The 17,810-nt window shown below is 49.0% G+C and carries 13 protein-coding genes; 5 read left to right on the top strand and 8 right to left on the bottom strand.

Going from position 1 to position 17,810, the window contains the following annotated elements:
* Positions 1-24 precede the first annotated feature (24 nt).
* Complete coding sequence (locus AC286M_RS24475) at positions 25-5,445, bottom strand: trifunctional serine/threonine-protein kinase/ATP-binding protein/sensor histidine kinase (RefSeq protein ID WP_488206881.1); 5,421 nt, start codon at positions 5,443-5,445, stop codon at positions 25-27.
* A 661-nt stretch (positions 5,446-6,106) separates the two neighbouring features.
* On the opposite strand from AC286M_RS24475, the gene AC286M_RS24470 reads away from it, so the two are divergent.
* The 4 genes from AC286M_RS24470 to AC286M_RS24455 all read left to right on the top strand — a co-directional run bounded on the left by AC286M_RS24470 (position 6,107) and on the right by AC286M_RS24455 (position 10,146).
* On the top strand, positions 6,107-7,279 hold the full coding sequence (locus AC286M_RS24470; protein WP_488206880.1) for a GAF domain-containing sensor histidine kinase: 1,173 nt from the start codon (positions 6,107-6,109) through the stop codon (positions 7,277-7,279).
* A 64-nt stretch (positions 7,280-7,343) separates the two neighbouring features.
* Entirely contained in the window at positions 7,344-8,561 is a 1,218-nt protein-coding gene (locus tag AC286M_RS24465; RefSeq protein ID WP_488202914.1) for an IS256 family transposase, read from the top strand.
* Between the two features lie 35 nt (positions 8,562-8,596).
* On the top strand, positions 8,597-9,295 hold the full coding sequence (locus AC286M_RS24460) for a sensor histidine kinase (protein ID WP_488206879.1): 699 nt from the start codon (positions 8,597-8,599) through the stop codon (positions 9,293-9,295).
* A gap of 125 nt (positions 9,296-9,420) precedes the next feature.
* Positions 9,421-10,146, top strand: coding sequence for a biliverdin-producing heme oxygenase (locus tag AC286M_RS24455; RefSeq protein ID WP_488206878.1), 726 nt, complete (start codon positions 9,421-9,423; stop codon positions 10,144-10,146).
* 145 nt (positions 10,147-10,291) lie between these two features.
* Here AC286M_RS24455 and AC286M_RS24450 read toward each other — a convergent pair whose 3' ends face one another.
* A complete protein-coding gene (locus tag AC286M_RS24450; RefSeq protein WP_488206877.1) occupies positions 10,292-10,558 on the bottom strand; it encodes a YlxR family protein in 267 nt (88 codons plus the stop codon).
* Between the two features lie 18 nt (positions 10,559-10,576).
* A complete protein-coding gene (locus AC286M_RS24445; RefSeq protein ID WP_488206876.1) occupies positions 10,577-12,520 on the bottom strand; it encodes an FAD-dependent oxidoreductase in 1,944 nt (647 codons plus the stop codon).
* A gap of 568 nt (positions 12,521-13,088) precedes the next feature.
* Here AC286M_RS24445 and AC286M_RS24440 point away from each other — a divergent pair.
* The gene (locus AC286M_RS24440) at positions 13,089-13,871 is read left to right on the top strand and encodes a calcium-binding protein (protein WP_488206875.1); all 783 of its coding nucleotides are present in this window, start codon (positions 13,089-13,091) and stop codon (positions 13,869-13,871) included.
* A gap of 74 nt (positions 13,872-13,945) precedes the next feature.
* On the opposite strand, the gene AC286M_RS24435 is transcribed toward AC286M_RS24440, so the two are convergent.
* The 5 genes from AC286M_RS24435 to AC286M_RS24415 form a co-directional block, all read right to left on the bottom strand.
* A protein-coding gene (locus AC286M_RS24435) for an IS1 family transposase (protein WP_488206874.1) occupies positions 13,946-14,634 on the bottom strand; the annotation gives its coding sequence in 2 pieces (ribosomal slippage) (positions 13,946-14,313 and positions 14,313-14,634; 690 coding nt in all).
* Positions 14,635-14,667: 33 nt separating this feature from the next.
* Positions 14,668-15,096 carry a type II toxin-antitoxin system VapC family toxin gene (locus AC286M_RS24430; protein WP_488206873.1) on the bottom strand — a complete coding sequence of 143 codons (429 nt, stop codon included), beginning with the start codon at positions 15,094-15,096 and terminating at the stop codon, positions 14,668-14,670.
* A gap of 290 nt (positions 15,097-15,386) precedes the next feature.
* A complete protein-coding gene (locus AC286M_RS24425) occupies positions 15,387-15,821 on the bottom strand; it encodes a PD-(D/E)XK nuclease domain-containing protein (protein ID WP_488206872.1) in 435 nt (144 codons plus the stop codon).
* A gap of 18 nt (positions 15,822-15,839) precedes the next feature.
* Positions 15,840-16,924, bottom strand: a protein-coding gene (locus tag AC286M_RS24420; RefSeq protein WP_488203071.1) for an ISKra4 family transposase whose coding sequence is annotated in 2 segments (ribosomal slippage) — positions 15,840-16,738 and positions 16,738-16,924 — 1,086 coding nt in all. Because the reading frame shifts where the segments join, the coding sequence is not laid out codon by codon here.
* 194 nt (positions 16,925-17,118) lie between these two features.
* Positions 17,119-17,808, bottom strand: a complete 690-nt coding sequence (locus AC286M_RS24415) for an ISL3 family transposase (protein ID WP_488208861.1) — start codon at positions 17,806-17,808, stop codon at positions 17,119-17,121.
* Between the last annotated feature and the right edge of the window lie 2 nt (positions 17,809-17,810).

Here is a 17,810-nt window from a genome sequence, read left to right as displayed (position 1 = left end):
AGGGCGATTCCTTCGCTTTTATAGTTATTGCGCCGTTATCGGTAATCGGATGCAGAATTCGCTACCCTGACCCAATTCTGATTCGACAGATAAAGACCCACCGTGAGTCTCGGTAACAATTTGATGGGCAATAGCCAGTCCTAACCCTGTTCCCTTACCCACATCCTTAGTGGTAAACAAGTGATCAAAGATGCGGCTTTTCACATCGTCCCTCATCCCTTTGCCATTGTCCCGAATCCGGATTTCAACCCTGTTATACTCAGGCAGCATAGCCGTTTGAATCGTGATCTGTTGCGGATGAGCCTGTAGCTCAGCAAAGGACGACTGCTGGGCCATTTCGTCAAACACATCGATCGCATTAGCCAAAACGTTCATAAACACCTGGTTGAGCTGGCCTGGAAAACATTCAATTGCAGGCAGATCGCCATAATTTTGGATAATTTCAATGGCCGGACGATGCTCATTAGCTTTTAGCCGATATTTGAGAATCAATAGGGTACTATCAAGGCCATCGTGCAGATTGGCGCTAACTTTGTGTTCTGTATCCGCTCGCGAGAAAGTTCGCAAACTGGTGCTGATACCTTTTATGCGATCCGTTGCGCCCCGCATCGAGTCGAGTAACTTGGGCAAATCTTCGACCAAAAATTCCAGATCGATGTCTTCGGCATTGTCTTGGACGGGGTCAGCCGCATTGGGATGGTGCTGCTGATAGAGCTCCAGATGTTTTAGTAAGTCCTGCACATAGTCTTTAGCATTGTTAATGCTGCCGTTGAGGAAGCCAACTGGATTGTTGATTTCATGGGCCACACCTGCTACTAAATTGCCTAACGTGGCCATCTTTTCATTCTGCACAATCTGAAGTTGGGATGCTTCGAGCTGTTGGGCATATTGTTGAGCCTGCTCATACAACCGGGAATTTTCGAGCGAAATAGCGGCTTGAGTACAGAGTAAGTTGAGCAATTCAACCCGATCTTTAGTGAATGCTCCCACGACTAACTCGTTTTCCAGATATAAAATGCCTTTTAATTTTCCTTGATGTACGATTGGGTTACACAAAATACTTTTGGGTTGCTGATCCGCCACATACGGGTCGTTAGCTAAGAAAGGATCTGCAGTTGCATCAACTAGCACAATCATCTGTTGTTGATGTTTAACTTTATGAATGAGCGTTAGGGGAATGTCTTGACTCTCTTCAACAGGAATACTTTGCAAAACAACTGGTTCTGTTGTTAAAGTCACTAATCCTTTAATCAGTAGGCGATGACCTCGGAAAAGCATCAACACACACTTACTAGCTCCTGCCTCTTTAATTACAAGCGACAGGAGAGACGACAGCAATTTTTCTAGCTCAATTTCACTAGACAGAGCTTGGGAGGCTTTGAGAACAATTGATAGGTCGAGAACATCTGCCACACTGCTAGAGGATGTACTTGTAGACGTGGCGGTTCCACTCGCAAAAACAGTTTCGTTAATGGAAAGAGATGCGTGGGGTTGCTGTTGCAAAATGGGGGCCAGCAGTTGGAAATAGCGAGTTTCCAAGTCGGTAATTTTCGCTTTGGCTCCCCAGCGGGCATAGCCATAGTAGGCTTCGATCAGATAGTCCTGAGCGATACGTTCTTTGCCCCATTTCAGGTAAAACTTTGCCGCCAGTTCGTTCGCCAGTGCTTCTTCCTGAAGATATCCGTTGGCTTTAGCACCTGCGATGGCTCGATCATAGAGGTCAATGGCTAACGACCACTGCTTCAGCAAGCGGGCCTTTTCTGCTTCGACTAGGTTGTACTTGTGTTCAAAATTGGCAGGTGCATCCGTCATCCACTGATGCATGCGGGTTTGATTGTGCTCAACCTGCTGGAGATGTTCGGCGTAAGTTGCCTGTGCCGCATCTCTAGGGTGGCTGGCAAATTGTGGCCACTCACTGCACTGTGCGAGCAGCGCCAGGGACTGGTAGAAATTATGGGTGCTAACGGTGATGAATCCAGGTACTGCATCTAGATAATCGCTGGCTTGAGCAGCATAATGAGCAGCGGCAGAATACTCTTCAAATAGATAGTTGAGGATGCACTTGGCCACGTAAGTCGCAAACGGTAGCGTCCGGTCGTTGCCTGCACAGAACACGGGCAGCAGCTCCGCTTCATCCAAATGCTGGCCCGTTAACTGCAGTAAATTCGGTGCTTCTCCGAGTAAGTTGGCAACCAGCTGCTGCCAAGCTTTGGCATTGTAGAGTGCGTGATCTTGTTTGGTTTTTTGCAGAATATCAAGTGCGATCGCTTGTTTTGTCTGTACGTCTTCCAGTGGCTCTCCGCTCAAAAAGTAGTGCGTGCAGCCGTGAGCAGTTGCGTAGCTGGCATACTCAATATCGCCGGTTTCAAAGCCAATGTGGCTAGCCCGTGCCAGTGGCGCGAGAGTCTCTCGAATGGGCTGTTTCCAGGGTCGAATAAAGCTGTTGAATAAATTAGTGACTCTGCATTCTAGTTCCTTGGCGGAAAACTGCTCTAGTATCTTCAACGCCAGTAAGCCAGAGAAATAGCCTGTGTCGAGATGTTCGCGCCCGCATAGCAAGAGACCATAGTAGATATAGCCAAGGGCCGTGACGGAGGCTTGGCCATTTTCTAGGCTTAAGGCGATCATCGTGGTCACCATACGCGGCAGCAGCTCGGGCTGCGTGGTGTAGGCCGACGGAAAAAGGGCCATCAGAATCTGTTGGATGGCTAGTTGATGGGGATCGGTCATCACTGGCATGGATTCCATCTCTGCCATTGTGGGCAGTTGAACATCCAGCAGCGAAGGAGCCTGATCTAAGTCCACGCCCAGCAGTTTGAGGGCCAATAGTCCGGCTTCCAGGGCTTGGGGCATTTCGGCCTGAGCCATATACATCTGAATTTGCAGCTCGTAAATCTTTACCCGATCCAGCAGATTCGATGTGTGCTGCAACACAACACTGGCTAAGGATTGGGCCTCCGCAAAATTGATGTTCAGATATTCGGCTTCCACCGCAGCTTCATACAGCGCTAGGGTAAGGTGATACTGGTTTTGCCAACTCTCTGTTGATAGCAAGTTAATCCCAGCGCCAAAATAGCGGGCAGCCGCAGCATAGGCAGTGGATGCCCGTGCTTTGCGGCCAGCTAGAAGATTCAGTTCGGCCAACTGATGCCGTTGATCGACAGCGGTAACTAATTCAATCCCGGCATTGAAATGATTGACAATATCAAAGATTTTGTCTTCTCGTTCTGTTTGAGGGGTATTCTCGAGGAGAAGCTGGCCGATTTTGAGGTGGGTTGCCTGCTTCTGATCGTCTGGAATGAGCGAATAGGCATCCTGTTGAACCCGATCGTGTAGAAAGCGGCAGGACGAGTTGAAAGTTTGCTTTAAATCAATGTCTTGTGCCGGAGTGGCTGAATCTGAAGCGGCGGCGGGCTGATAGAACTGATACGCTTTGCCGACGGGCAGCAATAATTCCTCTTGCAGTGCCTTCCAAAGATCAATGGCGACATGGGCGGCGGTTTTGCCAGAGACGATGGCCAGCGTTTCGAGATCAAACTGTGCCCCAATACAGGCTGCGAGTTTGAGCATCTCTTGGGTCGCGGCTGGCAACTTCTGGAGCTGCAGGGCCATAAACTCTACCACATCTTCGGTGAGGGCCACGGCTTTGACTGTGGCTAAATCACACTGCCAGGAACCCGTTTCCCAGTCAAACGTAATTAACCCTTCTTCGGATAATGTCTTCAAAAACTGCGTGATGAAGAATGGATTACCCGTGGTCTTTTGATAGACCAATTCTGTGAACGGTAAAGCGCGATCGCAACTGCAGTTTAATGTATCGCTGACTAGATAGTTGACATCAGCTTGGCTGAGGGGCGCTAGAGATATTGTGTTGACAACGGTTTCAGCTTTCTGAATATCCTCCAGCGTCGTCATCAGCGGATGGGTTAGGGAAACTTCGTTGTCTCGATAGGCACCCATGATGAACAGGTAGCCCTGTGCCGCCTCAGTAAATAACAGCTTCAGCAAGTCGAGAGAGGCAGAATCTGCCCACTGCAAATCGTCTAGGAAGATGACGAGGGGATGCTGGGGGGTGGCAAACACCGCAATGAACTGGTGAAAGACCAGGTTAAAGCGGTTTTGGGCAGCGCTGCCCGACAAGTCTGGAACGGCAGCCTGGGCACCAATCAACGCTTCGAGTTCCGGAATCACATCGATGAGGACTTGGCCGTTTTCGCCCACCGCTTCCAGAATTTTGCTGCGCCACTGGGCCAGTTGGTCGTCGCTTTCACTCAGCAACTGTGTCATCAAGCCCCGAAAGGCTTGCACAAAGGCAGAAAAGGGACTGTTGCGATTGAGCTGATCGTACTTGCCTTGAATAAAGTAGCCATTCCAGCGGACGATGGGCTTATGGACTTCATTGACGACGGCGGTTTTGCCAATGCCAGAGAAGCCTGCAATCAGCATCAGCTCTGATGCCCCGTTGGCCACTCGACCAAAGGCATCAAGTAGCGTTTGAATTTCGGCATCTCGACCGTAGAGTTTTTCCGGAATTAAAAAGCGATCGCAGGCATCGCGTTCTCCCAACTGGAACCAGCGATGCTTGTCATCACCGTATGCCTCTGTCTGACATTTGAGTAAGTCATGCTTTAACCCCAAAGCGCTTTGGTAACGGTCTTCTGCATTTTTGGCCATCAGCTTGCGAATGATTTCGCCCAGCATTAACGGCAACTCAGGGTTAACGTCGCAGACGGAAAGCGGCTGTTTAGCCAGATGGCAATGCAGCAGCTCCATGGGCTCAGTCACCTGGAACGGTAACTGTCCGGTCAGGAGTTCAAAAAGCGTAACGCCCAAGGAGTAGAAGTCGCTGCGGTAGTCAATGCCGCGATTCATGCGGCCAGTTTGTTCCGGTGACAAGTAGGCCAGTGTGCCTTCTAACACATTGGGGTTTTGAACTTCTTGGGTTTCGCGCGGCAGTAGAGAGGCAATACTAAAGTCAATGAGCTTGATTTGCCCTGTTTCGGGCTGAATCAATATATTGGCCGGTTTAATGTCTTTGTGAATAATCCGCTGTTGATAAAGCTGATGCAAAATATCTGCCAGTTGAAGAGCAATGGGAAAAACCTGCTCGACTGGCAGTGGTCGGTTTTTGGTGAAGCGGCGTAGCGAGATGCCACCAAAATCTTCCATCACCAATGCATAGCCATTGACATGAGGATCTAAGCTAATGGCTCGAACAATACCTGGAGCATCAAGGTGTTTTGCGATCGCATATTGATTGCGAAATTGCACCAAATCGTTAAAGCTTGGATGCTCATCCCGGAGCAGCTTAATAATGACGGGTTGCCGATCAGCTTGACAGGCTGCTCGATAGACAACTGTTCGACTACCCTCATAGAGTTTCTCAACAATATCATAGCCAGCGATTTGAACGGGCAGGATGAGACATCCAATTTGGGTATTCATAAGTGCTCGGTGATTAGAGAATTACTTTGGTGACGCAATTACGCATGTGGCGTTTCTGGTGTTTAGGATGCCCAGAGAAATCGCTAAATAACTCTACGTAGATTCTCTGTAGCTAGATTGAGTCGTGATTGGTAATCGGATGCAAAATTCGCTGCCTTGAGCGGGAGCTGAGGCAACAGTTGAGTTGACCCTATATGGGTTTCAGTGACGATTTGATGTGCGATCGCCAGTCTTTTAATCGCACCAATCGTACTCATCATCAACGGCACCCGTCACCACAGTTCAGTGCAGAGTCAGACCATAATGCTACATCGCATCTGCTCCGCGTCTTCAGCCGAATTTAGCCGGATTGATCAAACAAAAATCAATGTAAACAACTTATAAGATTGATATTTATCTAAGGAAAGTATCAGTGACGCGATCATTCTGGGGAATACTAAACCAACTTAATTGTTTCTTTAGTGCCATCCTCCTGATTGTCATGCTCTTATATCAAGTCTGGTTGAAAACCCATAATTTATTGTTTATGAAATGCTTGCGGAGCAAACATTTCATAAACAATAAATTGGTTTTTTATACACAGACTTGATATTGCTTGTCATTGTCCTGTTCGTAGCTGATGTCCTCGCTGACTGATGTGGCGATCGTCAGATAAAACCTAATGCTCTACCTATCTTCTCTATTTGAGGTTTCAAGGCAGTATATCCCCCACGGTCACTGCTACCTTTGGCAGCCAGAACTGGTCTGGCTGCATATTGTGAGCGACACGCTTACGGCTGTTGCCTATTATTCCATTCCCTTGATGCTGCTTTACTTTGTCCGTAAGCGGCAGGACGTACCGTTTCAAGGGGTTTTTCTACTGTTTAGTGCGTTCATTTTGGCCTGTGGCACAACCCATGTCATGGAGGTTGTGACGCTTTGGCATCCCGTTTACTGGCTGTCTGGCACGATTAAGCTAATGACAGCTAGTATTTCGCTCTATACAGCTTACACATTGGTTGGCTTGATTCCTCAAGCATTGGCACTGCCGAGTCCAGCTCAGCTAGAAGCTGCCAATCTGGCGCTGACACAGGAAATTCAGGAGCGGGAACAGGTTGAACGAACGCTCAGAGAGAGCGAAAATCGGTTCCGGAAAGCATTAGCGTCTGAAGCGCTGCTCAAGCGGATAACGGAAAAGATTCGCGACAGTTTGGATGAACAACAAATTGTCCAAACCGCTGTGGAAGAACTGGTGCAACTGCTAAATATTGAATATTGCGAAGCTCGCTTTTTGGGTCAGCAGGCGTATGTGCGGATTTGTAATCGAGGTAGTGAACAGCTCTGCCTAGCTCAATGTGCTGTGGTTGACATGATGCCCATCGCCACAATCGAAGCGCAAATTCAGCAGGGTGAACCGCTACAGTTTTGCGAACAGACTAATTGCCAAATCTTCAGTCGAACGGCAGCGCTGGTTGTGCCAATTGTGGATAACCAGCAAACACTAGGTGCGCTATGGCTATTTAAACCAGCTGATCAGTGGTTTGAGGCATCAGAAGTCGGTTTGATTCAGCAGGTGGCCAATCAATGCGCGATCGCAGTTCGACAGGCGCGGCTCTACCAAGCGGCTCAGGCTCAGGTTGAAGAGTTAGAACGGCTGAATCGTTTAAAGGATGATTTTCTCAGTACGGTGTCTCATGAACTGAGAACGCCTATGTCCAATATGAATATGGCGCTTCACATGTTGGATAAGGCTCCGGCAAATCGTCTGTCTACCTATCTGCACATTTTGCGCACCGAGTGCGATCGCGAAATTGAGCTTATCAATAGCCTGCTTGATTTGCAGCGGGGATTGTAAATTAGATTGTGTCAAAGGTCAGAGATGAGATCTAATGAACTATTGAACCTAAGAGACTCGTACTATGACTTTTCGACCTGAACTCCTGGATGAATTGCTTAAAGGCTATCAGAATCCCGAAGACCTGCTGGGGGATGGAGGGATTCTTAAGCAGCTCACGGCGGCTTTGGTGGAACGCTGCTTGAATGCGGAAATGAAAACCCATCTGGACGAGCAACAGGCGGAGCCTGAAAGCGACGTCAAGCCAACTCGTAACCGCCGCAACGGCCACAGCAAGAAGACCATCAAAGGGGAGTTTGGAGAAGCTCAAATCAATGTTCCCCGTGACCGCAACAGTGAGTTTGAACCCATCATCGTCAAGAAGGGGCAGACCCGCTTCGAGGGCTTTGATGACAAGATCTTGTCCCTCTATGCCAGGGGCATGAGTACCCGTGACATTCAGGCTCAACTGCAAGACCTGTATGGCGTTGAGGTCTCAGCCGGGCTGATCTCGAACGTCACGGATGCGGTTGAAACGGAGCGTAAAATTTGGCAAAATCGCGCGCTCGACCCGGTTTATCCCATCGTCTATTTTGATGCCATCGTGGTCAAAGTCAGACAAGACGGGCGGGTGATCAACAAAGCGATTCACTTGGCGCTTGGGGTTAACTTGTCTGGCACCAAAGAACTCTTGGGGATGTGGATGACCCAGAACGAGTCTGCCAAATTTTGGCTTCAAGTGCTCACAGAGCTGCAAAATAGGGGTCTCAAAGACATCTTCATCGCTTGCTGTGATGGCCTCACTGGCTTTCCCGATGCCATTGAAGCGGTCTTTGCTCAAACCCAGGTGCAGTTGTGCATTGTTCACATGGTACGAAATTCACTCCGCTATGTGTCCTACAAAGACCGTAAGGCGGTTGCAGCAGACCTCAAGCTGATTTACACGGCCAGCACTGAGACTGAAGCAGAGCAGCGCTTAGTTGAGTTTGCCGAGCAGTGGGACCAGCAATATCCAACCATTAGCAGGTCTTGGCTTCATCATTGGCAGCGGATTATTCCCTTCTTTGCTTTTTCACCGGAGATTCGTAAAGCAATCTATACGACCAATGCGATTGAATCGATGAATATGACTCTTAGAAAGGTGATTAAAAACCACCGAGCTTTTCCAACCGATGAATCTGCCCTAAAAGTTATCTACTTGGCAATTCAAAATATTGCCAAAAAGTGGACCATGCCCATTCGCGACTGGAAACCCGCTCTCAACCGCTTCGCGATTGAATTCAGCGATCGCTTTCCAACTTGAGTTTTTACCTTTGACACAATCTATTTGACATACCCTTGCAGCGGTTAGAAGCCCAGGCGTTTGATTTGGAAATTGAACCGATTGACCTGGCGTATTGGTTGCCAACGTTCTTGCAGCCCTTTCAGTCGCGCTGCCAGGAACAGCAGCAAACATTTCAAATTGAGCCAGTTGTCGATTTGCCCATCCTGATGTCGGATCTGGCGGCGCTGAAGCGCATTCTGGCAGAACTGCTGAACAATGCCTGCAAATACACGCCCCCGCGAGGCGCAATCTATTTCCAAGTTCAAACTGTCCCACTCACTTCAACTCTCATTGCCAAGCCGCGGATGGATGAGCCGATCACGCGCCCTCGACACGACCAATTGAACACAACAGAATCTGCGATCGCATCCCCACCTTCTGCTACATCGCAACCCTACTCATCCATCTCACCTAGCGACTCTCCAATCAACCGCAATCCAGCTCAGCTCGTCAGTAACCGCTCAACGGCTCAATCAACTCCCAATAGTGTGCAGTTCATAATTAGTAATCAAGCTACGATTGCCGCCACAGAACTTCCCCATATATTCGATAAGTTCTATCGTGTGCCTAACGCCGATCCGTGGAAGCGGGGCGGTACGGGGCTTGGCTTAGCATTAGTTAAAAAGCTAGTTGAGCATCTCAAGGGCTCAATTCACGTCACCAGCGATACCAATTTGACCTGTTTTATCGTTGATATCCCACATTATCCGTAACGTTTTTTAATGAAAACTCTCATCAAATCAGTCTAATGTAACAATCTAGATAGCCTTAGCATGGCCGATTGCCTGAGCAAATACAAGAATCGGTTTTAGTTGAAATCGCTAGCAGGAATTTTAGAATGAGTGTCGATTTAGCAACAAAATTAAAAGAAGGAACCAAAAAAGCACACACAATGGCTGAAAACGTCGGCTTTGTGCGCTGTTTTTTAAGAGGAGTTGTTGAAAAGAACTCCTATCGGAAACTGGTCGCCAACTTCTACTTCGTGTATTCCGCGATGGAAGAAGAAATGGCTCGTCACCAGAACCATCCTGTTGTCTCTAAAATCTATTTTCCTGAGCTAAATCGCAAAGCGGCTCTAGAGCAAGATTTGACCTACTACTTCGGTCAAAACTGGCAGGATGAGATTCAGCTTTCTGCGGCTGGCGAAGAGTACGTTAAGCGGATTCGCGAAATTTCGGAAACGGCTCCCGAGCTGCTGGTTAGCCACTCCTATACTCGCTATTTGGGAGACCTCTCCGGTGGTCAAATCCTCAAGAACATTGCTGTACGGGCAATGAATTTGAATGAGGGCGAGGGTACGGCTTTTTACGAGTTCGCCACCATCTCTGATGAGAAGGCATTCAAGAACAAGTATCGTCAAGCGCTCAACGAAACGCCGATTGACGAGGCAACCGCCGATCGGATTGTCGATGAAGCCAATGCAGCCTTTGGCGTCAACATGAAGATGTTCAAGGAACTAGAAGGCAACCTGATCAAGGCGATTGGTCAAATGCTGTTCAATTCGCTGACTCGCAATCGCCGTCGCGGCAGCACCGAAAACGAACTGGCTGCGGCTGAGCAGTAAACCGATCTACAGTTAGATGGTTTAGCTAGCTAAACCGCTATCAGCTTTAAGGCTAAAGAAAAACATCCTGGAATTAAAATTGCCGTAGCGCTTCGATCCGTTGTGCTGGTGTGATTTAAGTTCCAGGATGTTTTGTGTTGTGACGTCAAGGTAAAGGCTCTGCGTTTTGACGCAGTCGCTGCCACAGTGCGTCGTAAATCTCGTCTGAAACGCGAGTCCGCAACACCCTTCCCAGCCGATTTTTCTTCTGAGCAGCCTTCAAACACTCCTCATTGGGGCACAGATACGCAGAACGACCCATGCCCTCGTCGAGTTGAATCCGCGCATCGGGATGACAGCGGACAACCCGCCAAAATTCCGACTTGGGTGCAACTCGACGACAGCTAATACAGCGGCGATGGTTTTTTTCCATAGGCCAATTTTACCGAGTTTAAATTGTCAGTAAACCGCTGGGTTTAACTGAATATAATGGGCGACGCTGGACGCCTTCTTGTTGTAAGACGGTGTTGGCTGCCAGCAGACCGCTGCTGACGGCGCGTTCCATCAGGCCGCAGGGGAAGGGCATTTTTACCCAGTCGCCCGCAAACAGGAGATTCGGTACCGCGCTTTGGGTCATAGGCCGATTGTCGTAGCTATTGGGTGGATAGCCAGAGAAGTTTTTCTGATTTACCAACTCACGGTGTAGTAGCGTCGCAGTTTTCAGCGCAGGCACAATGTCGTAAAGCTCTTGCTCAAACGTGACCAGCAAATCCTGCTGGGAGGGAAACTCTTTTTCCTTGTAGCAGTAGGCATGGAGTTCCACTACGCTGCCGCCAGTCTGGTCGGCCCAGGCTTTGTAGTCGTCCTGAATTCGGTGATACAGGGTGATGCTATCAGTCAAACGATAGCCCGAGAGAGAGGTGAAATCGCTCTGCTCCCACTCAAAATCGCGATCAAACCAGAAGCGACAGACGGCAAACGGATCTGCGATCGCAAGTTGCTCAATTTGCTGATTGACCACTGGATGAGCCTGATCGTCCGACAGCGCTAGTAATGACTTCACGCCAAGAACATCGGTTGCAAATACATAATAATCTGCTTCTAGGGTCTGGGTTGCCGTTGTGCCTGCCGCTGGGATGAGCGCCAGTTGAACCCGATCGCCCTGCCGATCCAATACGCGATATTTGGCTAAGTCTCGCTGGGCGGGGCCACTGGTGACTTTACCGTTAGCGGCATAGGCGGCACCGTGACAGGGACAGAGAAATCCGCCGGTCTCGTCACTGGGATGCACACTACAGCCTTGGTGGGTGCAGGTGAGGGAAAGAGCCTCGGTGCGATCGCGGGGCAGATAAAAGAGCCGATCGCCTGCGCCAAAGTATTCTGTTTCGTCGGTACTCAGGAGCGGATTGCGTTCCACCCAGAAGGGGGCACTTTGGTTGTCGCCTGTACCGTACTGGAGCGAGTGAACTTTGCCGTCCTGCCAGGTTAGTCCAGTGACGGTGACATCGGTAAGAACTTTGCCGCCGTGGGCCTGAATCGAGTTGGCAATCGGATCGACCAAGCTGCGGCCCATGTCCTGCCGTGTACCGTTAAAGGCTAGACCTTCGGGATTGCCAAAGAAGTAAAAGTGGAAAAACTGCATCAGTTCGCCCGCGCTCATGGTGTCGGGCGCATTGAGGCTGGATTTGGCAAAGGGCAGGAAGTAGAGGTCATACAAGCCCTGAGGAAAATCGCGCTTCACCCAGTCTGCAACTGAAATGTCGTCTAAGCGCTGAAAGCTGGAGGGAATCTGAAAGCCGCCAATTTCGCGAAACACTTCCAGGTGCTTGAGCTTGAGTAGATTAATCCCCCATTGGAAACGATTGGGCGAATTAATCGCCAAATCCACCACGTTCCAAGGAAAAGAAGACCGACTGGGACGAAAGACTTCCGGCTCGTACTGCTCCCCCTTGTAGACCACGGAGTAGAACTCCAGGGATTTGAAATTATGGCGAATCTCTAGCTCATTCACCAGGCTGAACAGGTTGTAATACTGGGGAAAAAAGCCGTGGAAGCCGTGTTCCATCCGGAAAGGGTGGCCGTTTACCTCAATATCCCAACTGGCAATTTTGCCGCCGAGCTGGGGGGATTTTTCCAACAGTGTGACCTGTACGCCGCGCCGACTCAGCTCATAGGCTGCTGCGAGTCCGGCCAAACCTCCGCCCACGACGACGGCGGTTTTGGGTTGGTTGACGAGGAACGGAAGTGCGATCGCATCTTCCTGGAAGACGGCGGGTTTGGGTTTAACGAAGCGGGAGTAGCCAACGAGTCCGCCCAGAACACCCAGGCCAGCCAGTTTGAGCAGAGTGCGACGCGAGAGAGAAACCGATGGGGGAAAATCCGAAAATGTCACCATGAACTTTGTTCAAAGAAGTTGCGTACGGGTGTATGCGTAAGTGACAAATATAACGGCTAAACCCAGTTTTGGCACGAGTCTTCCGCTTTTTTAAACGTCATGTCGATTTACGCTGGCTTTCGAGGCCAATCGTAGGGGAAGTGCGATCGCACTTTCGCCCTGGTGAGCCTATACAGAGCCATCAGTATTTTTGTTCTGATTATTGAATTTAACGGTCGCAGGTCAGCCTAACCTGTTCCAATTAAAGAAGGCCCATATCACTATTGTTGAAGCGTTATGCCCAAAATTGACGATTGCGATCTCAACTTTAGAAAGTAGCTTGCTACTGATGTTGGATCAAGTTGCCAACCAATAACCAACGAAATACCCAACACTGTTGGTTGATCTAATTTTTATACCTCGATAAGCTAGCGGCAGTTCCGCAGAAGCGATGTTGATGAATGACTACAGCTTGTTCCTATAGCAAGTCTGCCTATTTGCTGTGGGAACACCTGCTAGACAGACTCATTACACTCCAGAGTTTGTTCAGGGTCTGCACGCTTCAATGACGTAAGGAGGATAGCAAATCATGTTTTATTTTGACGGTACGTATAACGGAACTGTCGGAGATGACGCTTTTGCAGCCTACAAAAAAGGTTATGGGTATTTCCAACAGTGGGGATCATGGACCCTATCTGGTAATGATGGTAATGACACCCTCACAGGTGGAGAGAAAGATGACATCATTTTTGGCCAAGGGGACAACGATGTGTTGTACGGGCTAGGTGGTAATGACTTCATCAACGGTGGTGATGGTTACGACCAACTCTATGGTGGAGAGGGCGACGATTTACTATACGGCTCATGGGGAAATGATTATCTCAGCGGCGGTGATGGCGATGACCTTCTAGATGGTTGGGATGGTAACGATTTTCTTAACGCTGGTGGTGGTAACGATAATCTCTATGGTCAAGCGGGCAATGACTATTTATCCGGTGGTGATGGATCTGATCAACTGTTCGGTATGGATGGTGACGATACATTAACTGCCTACGGATATAGCTCTTCTGAATCCAGCACGGATAATGAATACGATGATATGTGGGGCGGAGCCGGAGCTGATATCTTTGTTTTAGGAAGTACGACTTCTGTTTTTTATTCAGGAAATAACGGTACTCTTTCTATCCAAGATTTTAGCTGGGAAGAAGGAGATAAGATTCAAGTTAAGGGGTCGCATACGGATTACACAGTCATCGATTCCGGCAATGATGCTCTGATCTACCACAACTCCAATCTGAGTGATTCAATCGCAAGAGTCGTCAGTGGTGCTGGAAATAACCTCTCTCCAGCCCTCGACTTTATATCGGCTTAGTTGATTGGGCTGATGGTTGACTTTGAATAGACAAGATAAGCTGCAAATGGAGGCGTTGCTGAATCGATGAATCATTAGGCGGGGATTGGAACCGTTCGATAATGCAGGTAATGCAGCAATAACCGGATTGAATAACCCAGCATCTGAATCGACTTGGAGTAACAAAACGTACGCCGATTCAGTCGGGCCAGATAGTGCCGCAAGCGACTGTTTTCACCTTCGACTCTGGTCATATGCGGCTTACTGACCACGTGGTCGGCGGCCTCAATGAACTTCGGATAGACCGGCCAACCGTCAGTCACATACCAGAAGCACTGCCAAAACTTGACCTGCGCCCACAGTACCCGAAAGGTTTGGGCCGAGCGATCGCCGAGCGTCCAAGCCCAAATGCCCGCTCTGGCTTTGTCCGTTACCGTCCACAGCCAAATTTTGTTTTTTTTGACCCCACAAAAGTTTGCAACTCATCAAGTTGAGCCACGTCTGGTGAAGTCTCGATGGGGAGTGCTTGGGGACGTTGTTGACCGACTTGCTTCACCCAGCGAATCACCGTGGTGTGATTCACCCCATGATGCCGTTCAATCGCTCGAAATCCCATCTTGTTGACGTAGGCATCCAGACACTGACGCTTGACCTCATCGCTATATCCTTGGGGTGAATAACAGTCGACAAACTGGCGACGACAGTCTTTGCATTGGTAGCGTTGTTTACCGGACTGATGACCATTTTTACGGAGATTAGAGGAGTGACATCGGGGACACTGCATGGGGGAGTCCTCAAAGCGTCTTCTCTGATCACCTTAGACAATCATCTGCCCATTCAGCAACGCCCTTCTTTGAATTTGGGCATTAGCGATGTGCTTGCAATTCCATGTCAGCAAGTAATCCATACCATGAACTGTTGCGACTGCAATATGAACAGCATCAACATCAGCTTTAGCAGGAAGGCTACTACGCTCCAAAAACTGCTCAGCCAAATCAAGAACAGACTGGTTCAAATCGAGCAATTCAAATGCACGAATGATTTCGAGTCGTTGAGATGCAATTTGAGCATCCCCTTGTGAGGTTTCTTTCACAACTGCTTGAGACGAGTAGAGATGGAAATCATTACGACGCGTATCCCACCACTCTCTTGTTACTTCAATATTGGCAGCCACAACAAGATCTCTGCTGGGTCGAGTGGTGAGATATCCTAAAATGCTCGTTTCAATGTAGACAGTTTCACTCATGCAGAAAATGGGCGGCATTTTTTCTATTTTAATCTCTGTGGGTCTAATTCCCCGTGGCTTGCCACGTTAGTGGTAGCGCGGGAGTGCGTCCCGAAGGGCAAATTCCGTAATGCCCCGTCCGCTTGCGGCGGGGATAGGAATTTGAGCGCCCCGCGAGATTTACTCCACGCCCATGCTCGTTGTAGAGAAAGGCAGTTTCGCGGTCTAACGATGCCCATCACCCGCCGCAGATAGCCATGACCTTCACAGAGCACCTCTCGGCGGTCGGTGTGTATGGGCGTTGTTAGGCTTTATCCCCATTTAGGGGTAATGATTACTTTAATGCTAAGCCCTTCTTTATCGCCGTTTAAATCATTCTCAAGTCCTCGTGGATTGGCTATTTGACCTTCTGGATCATAAACAAAACAAATTAGTGTTTGGCAATCAGGATGAATGCGATAACGTTTAATATCAACGATCAGTTGTTCACCCACTTCCTTAGCTCCAAGTCGATTACGAGTTTTCTTAACCTCAATAACTGTCTTTTCTCGTTTTAGCAAGAAATCCATACGTGAACTACTGCCAGCATAGCTCGGTGTCCATTCCTCTGGTCTAATATCATTGAATTCCAGCATAAGTATCGCATGGAGTAAATCTTGGACGTCATACTCATCGTTTACATCAAGAGTATGTCGATTATCATGACGGCAACGCAATTGCCTTACGACAAGGTGATAATCGATCACAAATCTGTTGGGAGCACGTCATCCGCTGGCGAGAGAATAAAGGTTGAGCTGGTTGTTCAGGTAAGCGCAGCGGAGCGCCAGAATTTGAGGAACATTCTGAGGGTTCCACTGCGCACCTGCGACCTGCACTCTGGCATCAATCTGCTTGATGAGTGATTCGACCGGGCCTGAGCCAATCGGCATCCCCTCTTGCTGGTAGTACCTGTAGTTGACAATCCGAGCGCGATGTCGCTCCAGATACCTCCCAAATCGTTGAGACTGCTGAGAGTTGAGCCCCGCAAACAGGGCACTGGCCTCATCGACCTGACCGTGCCACAGAAGGTGTCTGGCCTGGTTGAGCCGTTGAAGGGAACCGCCCACTTTATACAGGTTCTCCATCAGGTGATACCAGTCCAAGACCTCCTGGCGAGTGAGCCTCTCCATCTGTTGGTAGAGCGACCAAATGCCGCTGTGTCCGTCTCCTAAGCAGAACACAACACTGGCCCAGCAAAGGCTCCTGAGCCAGGCCAACAGCGCATCATTGTCGTCAAACCAGGCCATACCCACACCGTCACCGTCCAGCCGCACCGCCTTGTACTGCTTCCACTCGCTGGGCTCTCCGCTCGGAGTCACTAGGCGAACCATCCCGCCATCGAGAGCCATCTCCTTGACTGTCTCCTCTGGAGCCGATGACTCAATCGGATTGCGCCCTACGATGCGCTCGACACTCTTGGCGCTCACGGTGACCCCGGTGAGCAGTTCAACATCCCGACTCGCCTGCACGAAGGACACCGTTGCTCCCATCTGCAGACAACACAGCTCGACCAGGGGGCTGAACTGGACTCTGGGCTTGACTCCAAGCCGCTTGGCCTGCTGTCGGCCAACCTGCAATATGCCAAGGATGCTGGTTAGCTTTCGGGTTTCTCCTTCATCTTTGCCGACGCTTGTGTCGATAAAAAAAGACCTAAGTTGGGTGACACATGACGGTGCACTTGCTCACGGACCGTTTGCTCGATTTCGCCTAAGCTCGTCATCCTCATCCCCTGTTCCTTGGCGTCGTCATAGAGGATCTGTGCTAAAGCGTTGACGTGATGCTGCATTTGGTCGCGCTGGTCTGGAGTCATGTCAGGATCCGATAAGGGCACTCACTCCATTATATTTTCATCTCCTCAGCGGATGACGTGCTCCCAATCTGTTCAACAATCGATAAACAGTCTCTATCAGCACTAATGAACTTATCATCCCAATAATCGTTGATTTCATCTATGAAAGATTGAAGAATTGATTGGCTCTTCTGACATTATAGTGATAAGTTTTTCTAATCAGGAAAGCAAGCTAATAGACGAGCGCGAAAGTTCTCAAAGTTTGTGAAGCCATAAGCTCTTCGCTTTATGAGTTTGAGCTTGTTGTTGATACCTTCCATAACGCCACTCGTTGTCCGGGTCTTAAAGTAATTGCAAATACCATCTAGATGATTCTGTATCGTTTGTATGACATCACCATAGACTGCCCTGGCCTTCTTGAGCCAAATTAAAATGTTCCGTTTGCCTTCTTCAGGAGTATGGTTTGTTTCAAAAATAGTCCTTAAATCTTCCTTGAGTTGGTAGGCTTTTCTCAATCGGCTTGAATGCTTCAAAATGTGCGCTAGCTTAACGTGCTCTTCACCGCTTAAATCTTCATTGTTCTTAAGCAAAAGAAACTGACTACCTTTTACTGTCATTCGGGTCTGTCTGCGAATTTTATTCAATTCTTGATTGACCAATTGTATGACGTGAAAACGGTCAAAAACTAATATCGCATTTGGAAAGACAGCCTGGACAACTTTGGGAAACCCACCCCACATATCGACGCTTACTTCTGTGACTTGTTCTCGTACCTCAATCGGTTGCTGCTGAAGCACGTCAATGATCGTGTCCTGCTGATGACTGTCAATGACTTCGAGCAACTTCCTGCGATCAATATCGCAAACAACAGTAGCAAAATCTCGATGCCCTTTTCGCTTACTAATCT

The organism is Thainema salinarum CENA647, assembly GCF_057732415.1.
This window is presented reverse-complemented; position numbering and strand designations above follow the sequence as displayed.

Coding starts and splice junctions, on each gene's coding strand:
- AC286M_RS24475 (WP_488206881.1), bottom strand. CDS start 5,445: ATGAATACCCAAATTGGATGTCTCATCCTGCCCGTTCAAATCGCTGGC.
- AC286M_RS24445 (WP_488206876.1), bottom strand. CDS start 12,520: ATGGTGACATTTTCGGATTTTCCCCCATCGGTTTCTCTCTCGCGTCGC.
- AC286M_RS24455 (WP_488206878.1), top strand. CDS start 9,421: ATGAGTGTCGATTTAGCAACAAAATTAAAAGAAGGAACCAAAAAAGCA.
- AC286M_RS24470 (WP_488206880.1), top strand. CDS start 6,107: ATGCTCTACCTATCTTCTCTATTTGAGGTTTCAAGGCAGTATATCCCC.
- AC286M_RS24450 (WP_488206877.1), bottom strand. CDS start 10,558: ATGGAAAAAAACCATCGCCGCTGTATTAGCTGTCGTCGAGTTGCACCC.
- AC286M_RS24430 (WP_488206873.1), bottom strand. CDS start 15,096: ATGAGTGAAACTGTCTACATTGAAACGAGCATTTTAGGATATCTCACC.
- AC286M_RS24440 (WP_488206875.1), top strand. CDS start 13,089: ATGTTTTATTTTGACGGTACGTATAACGGAACTGTCGGAGATGACGCT.
- AC286M_RS24465 (WP_488202914.1), top strand. CDS start 7,344: ATGACTTTTCGACCTGAACTCCTGGATGAATTGCTTAAAGGCTATCAG.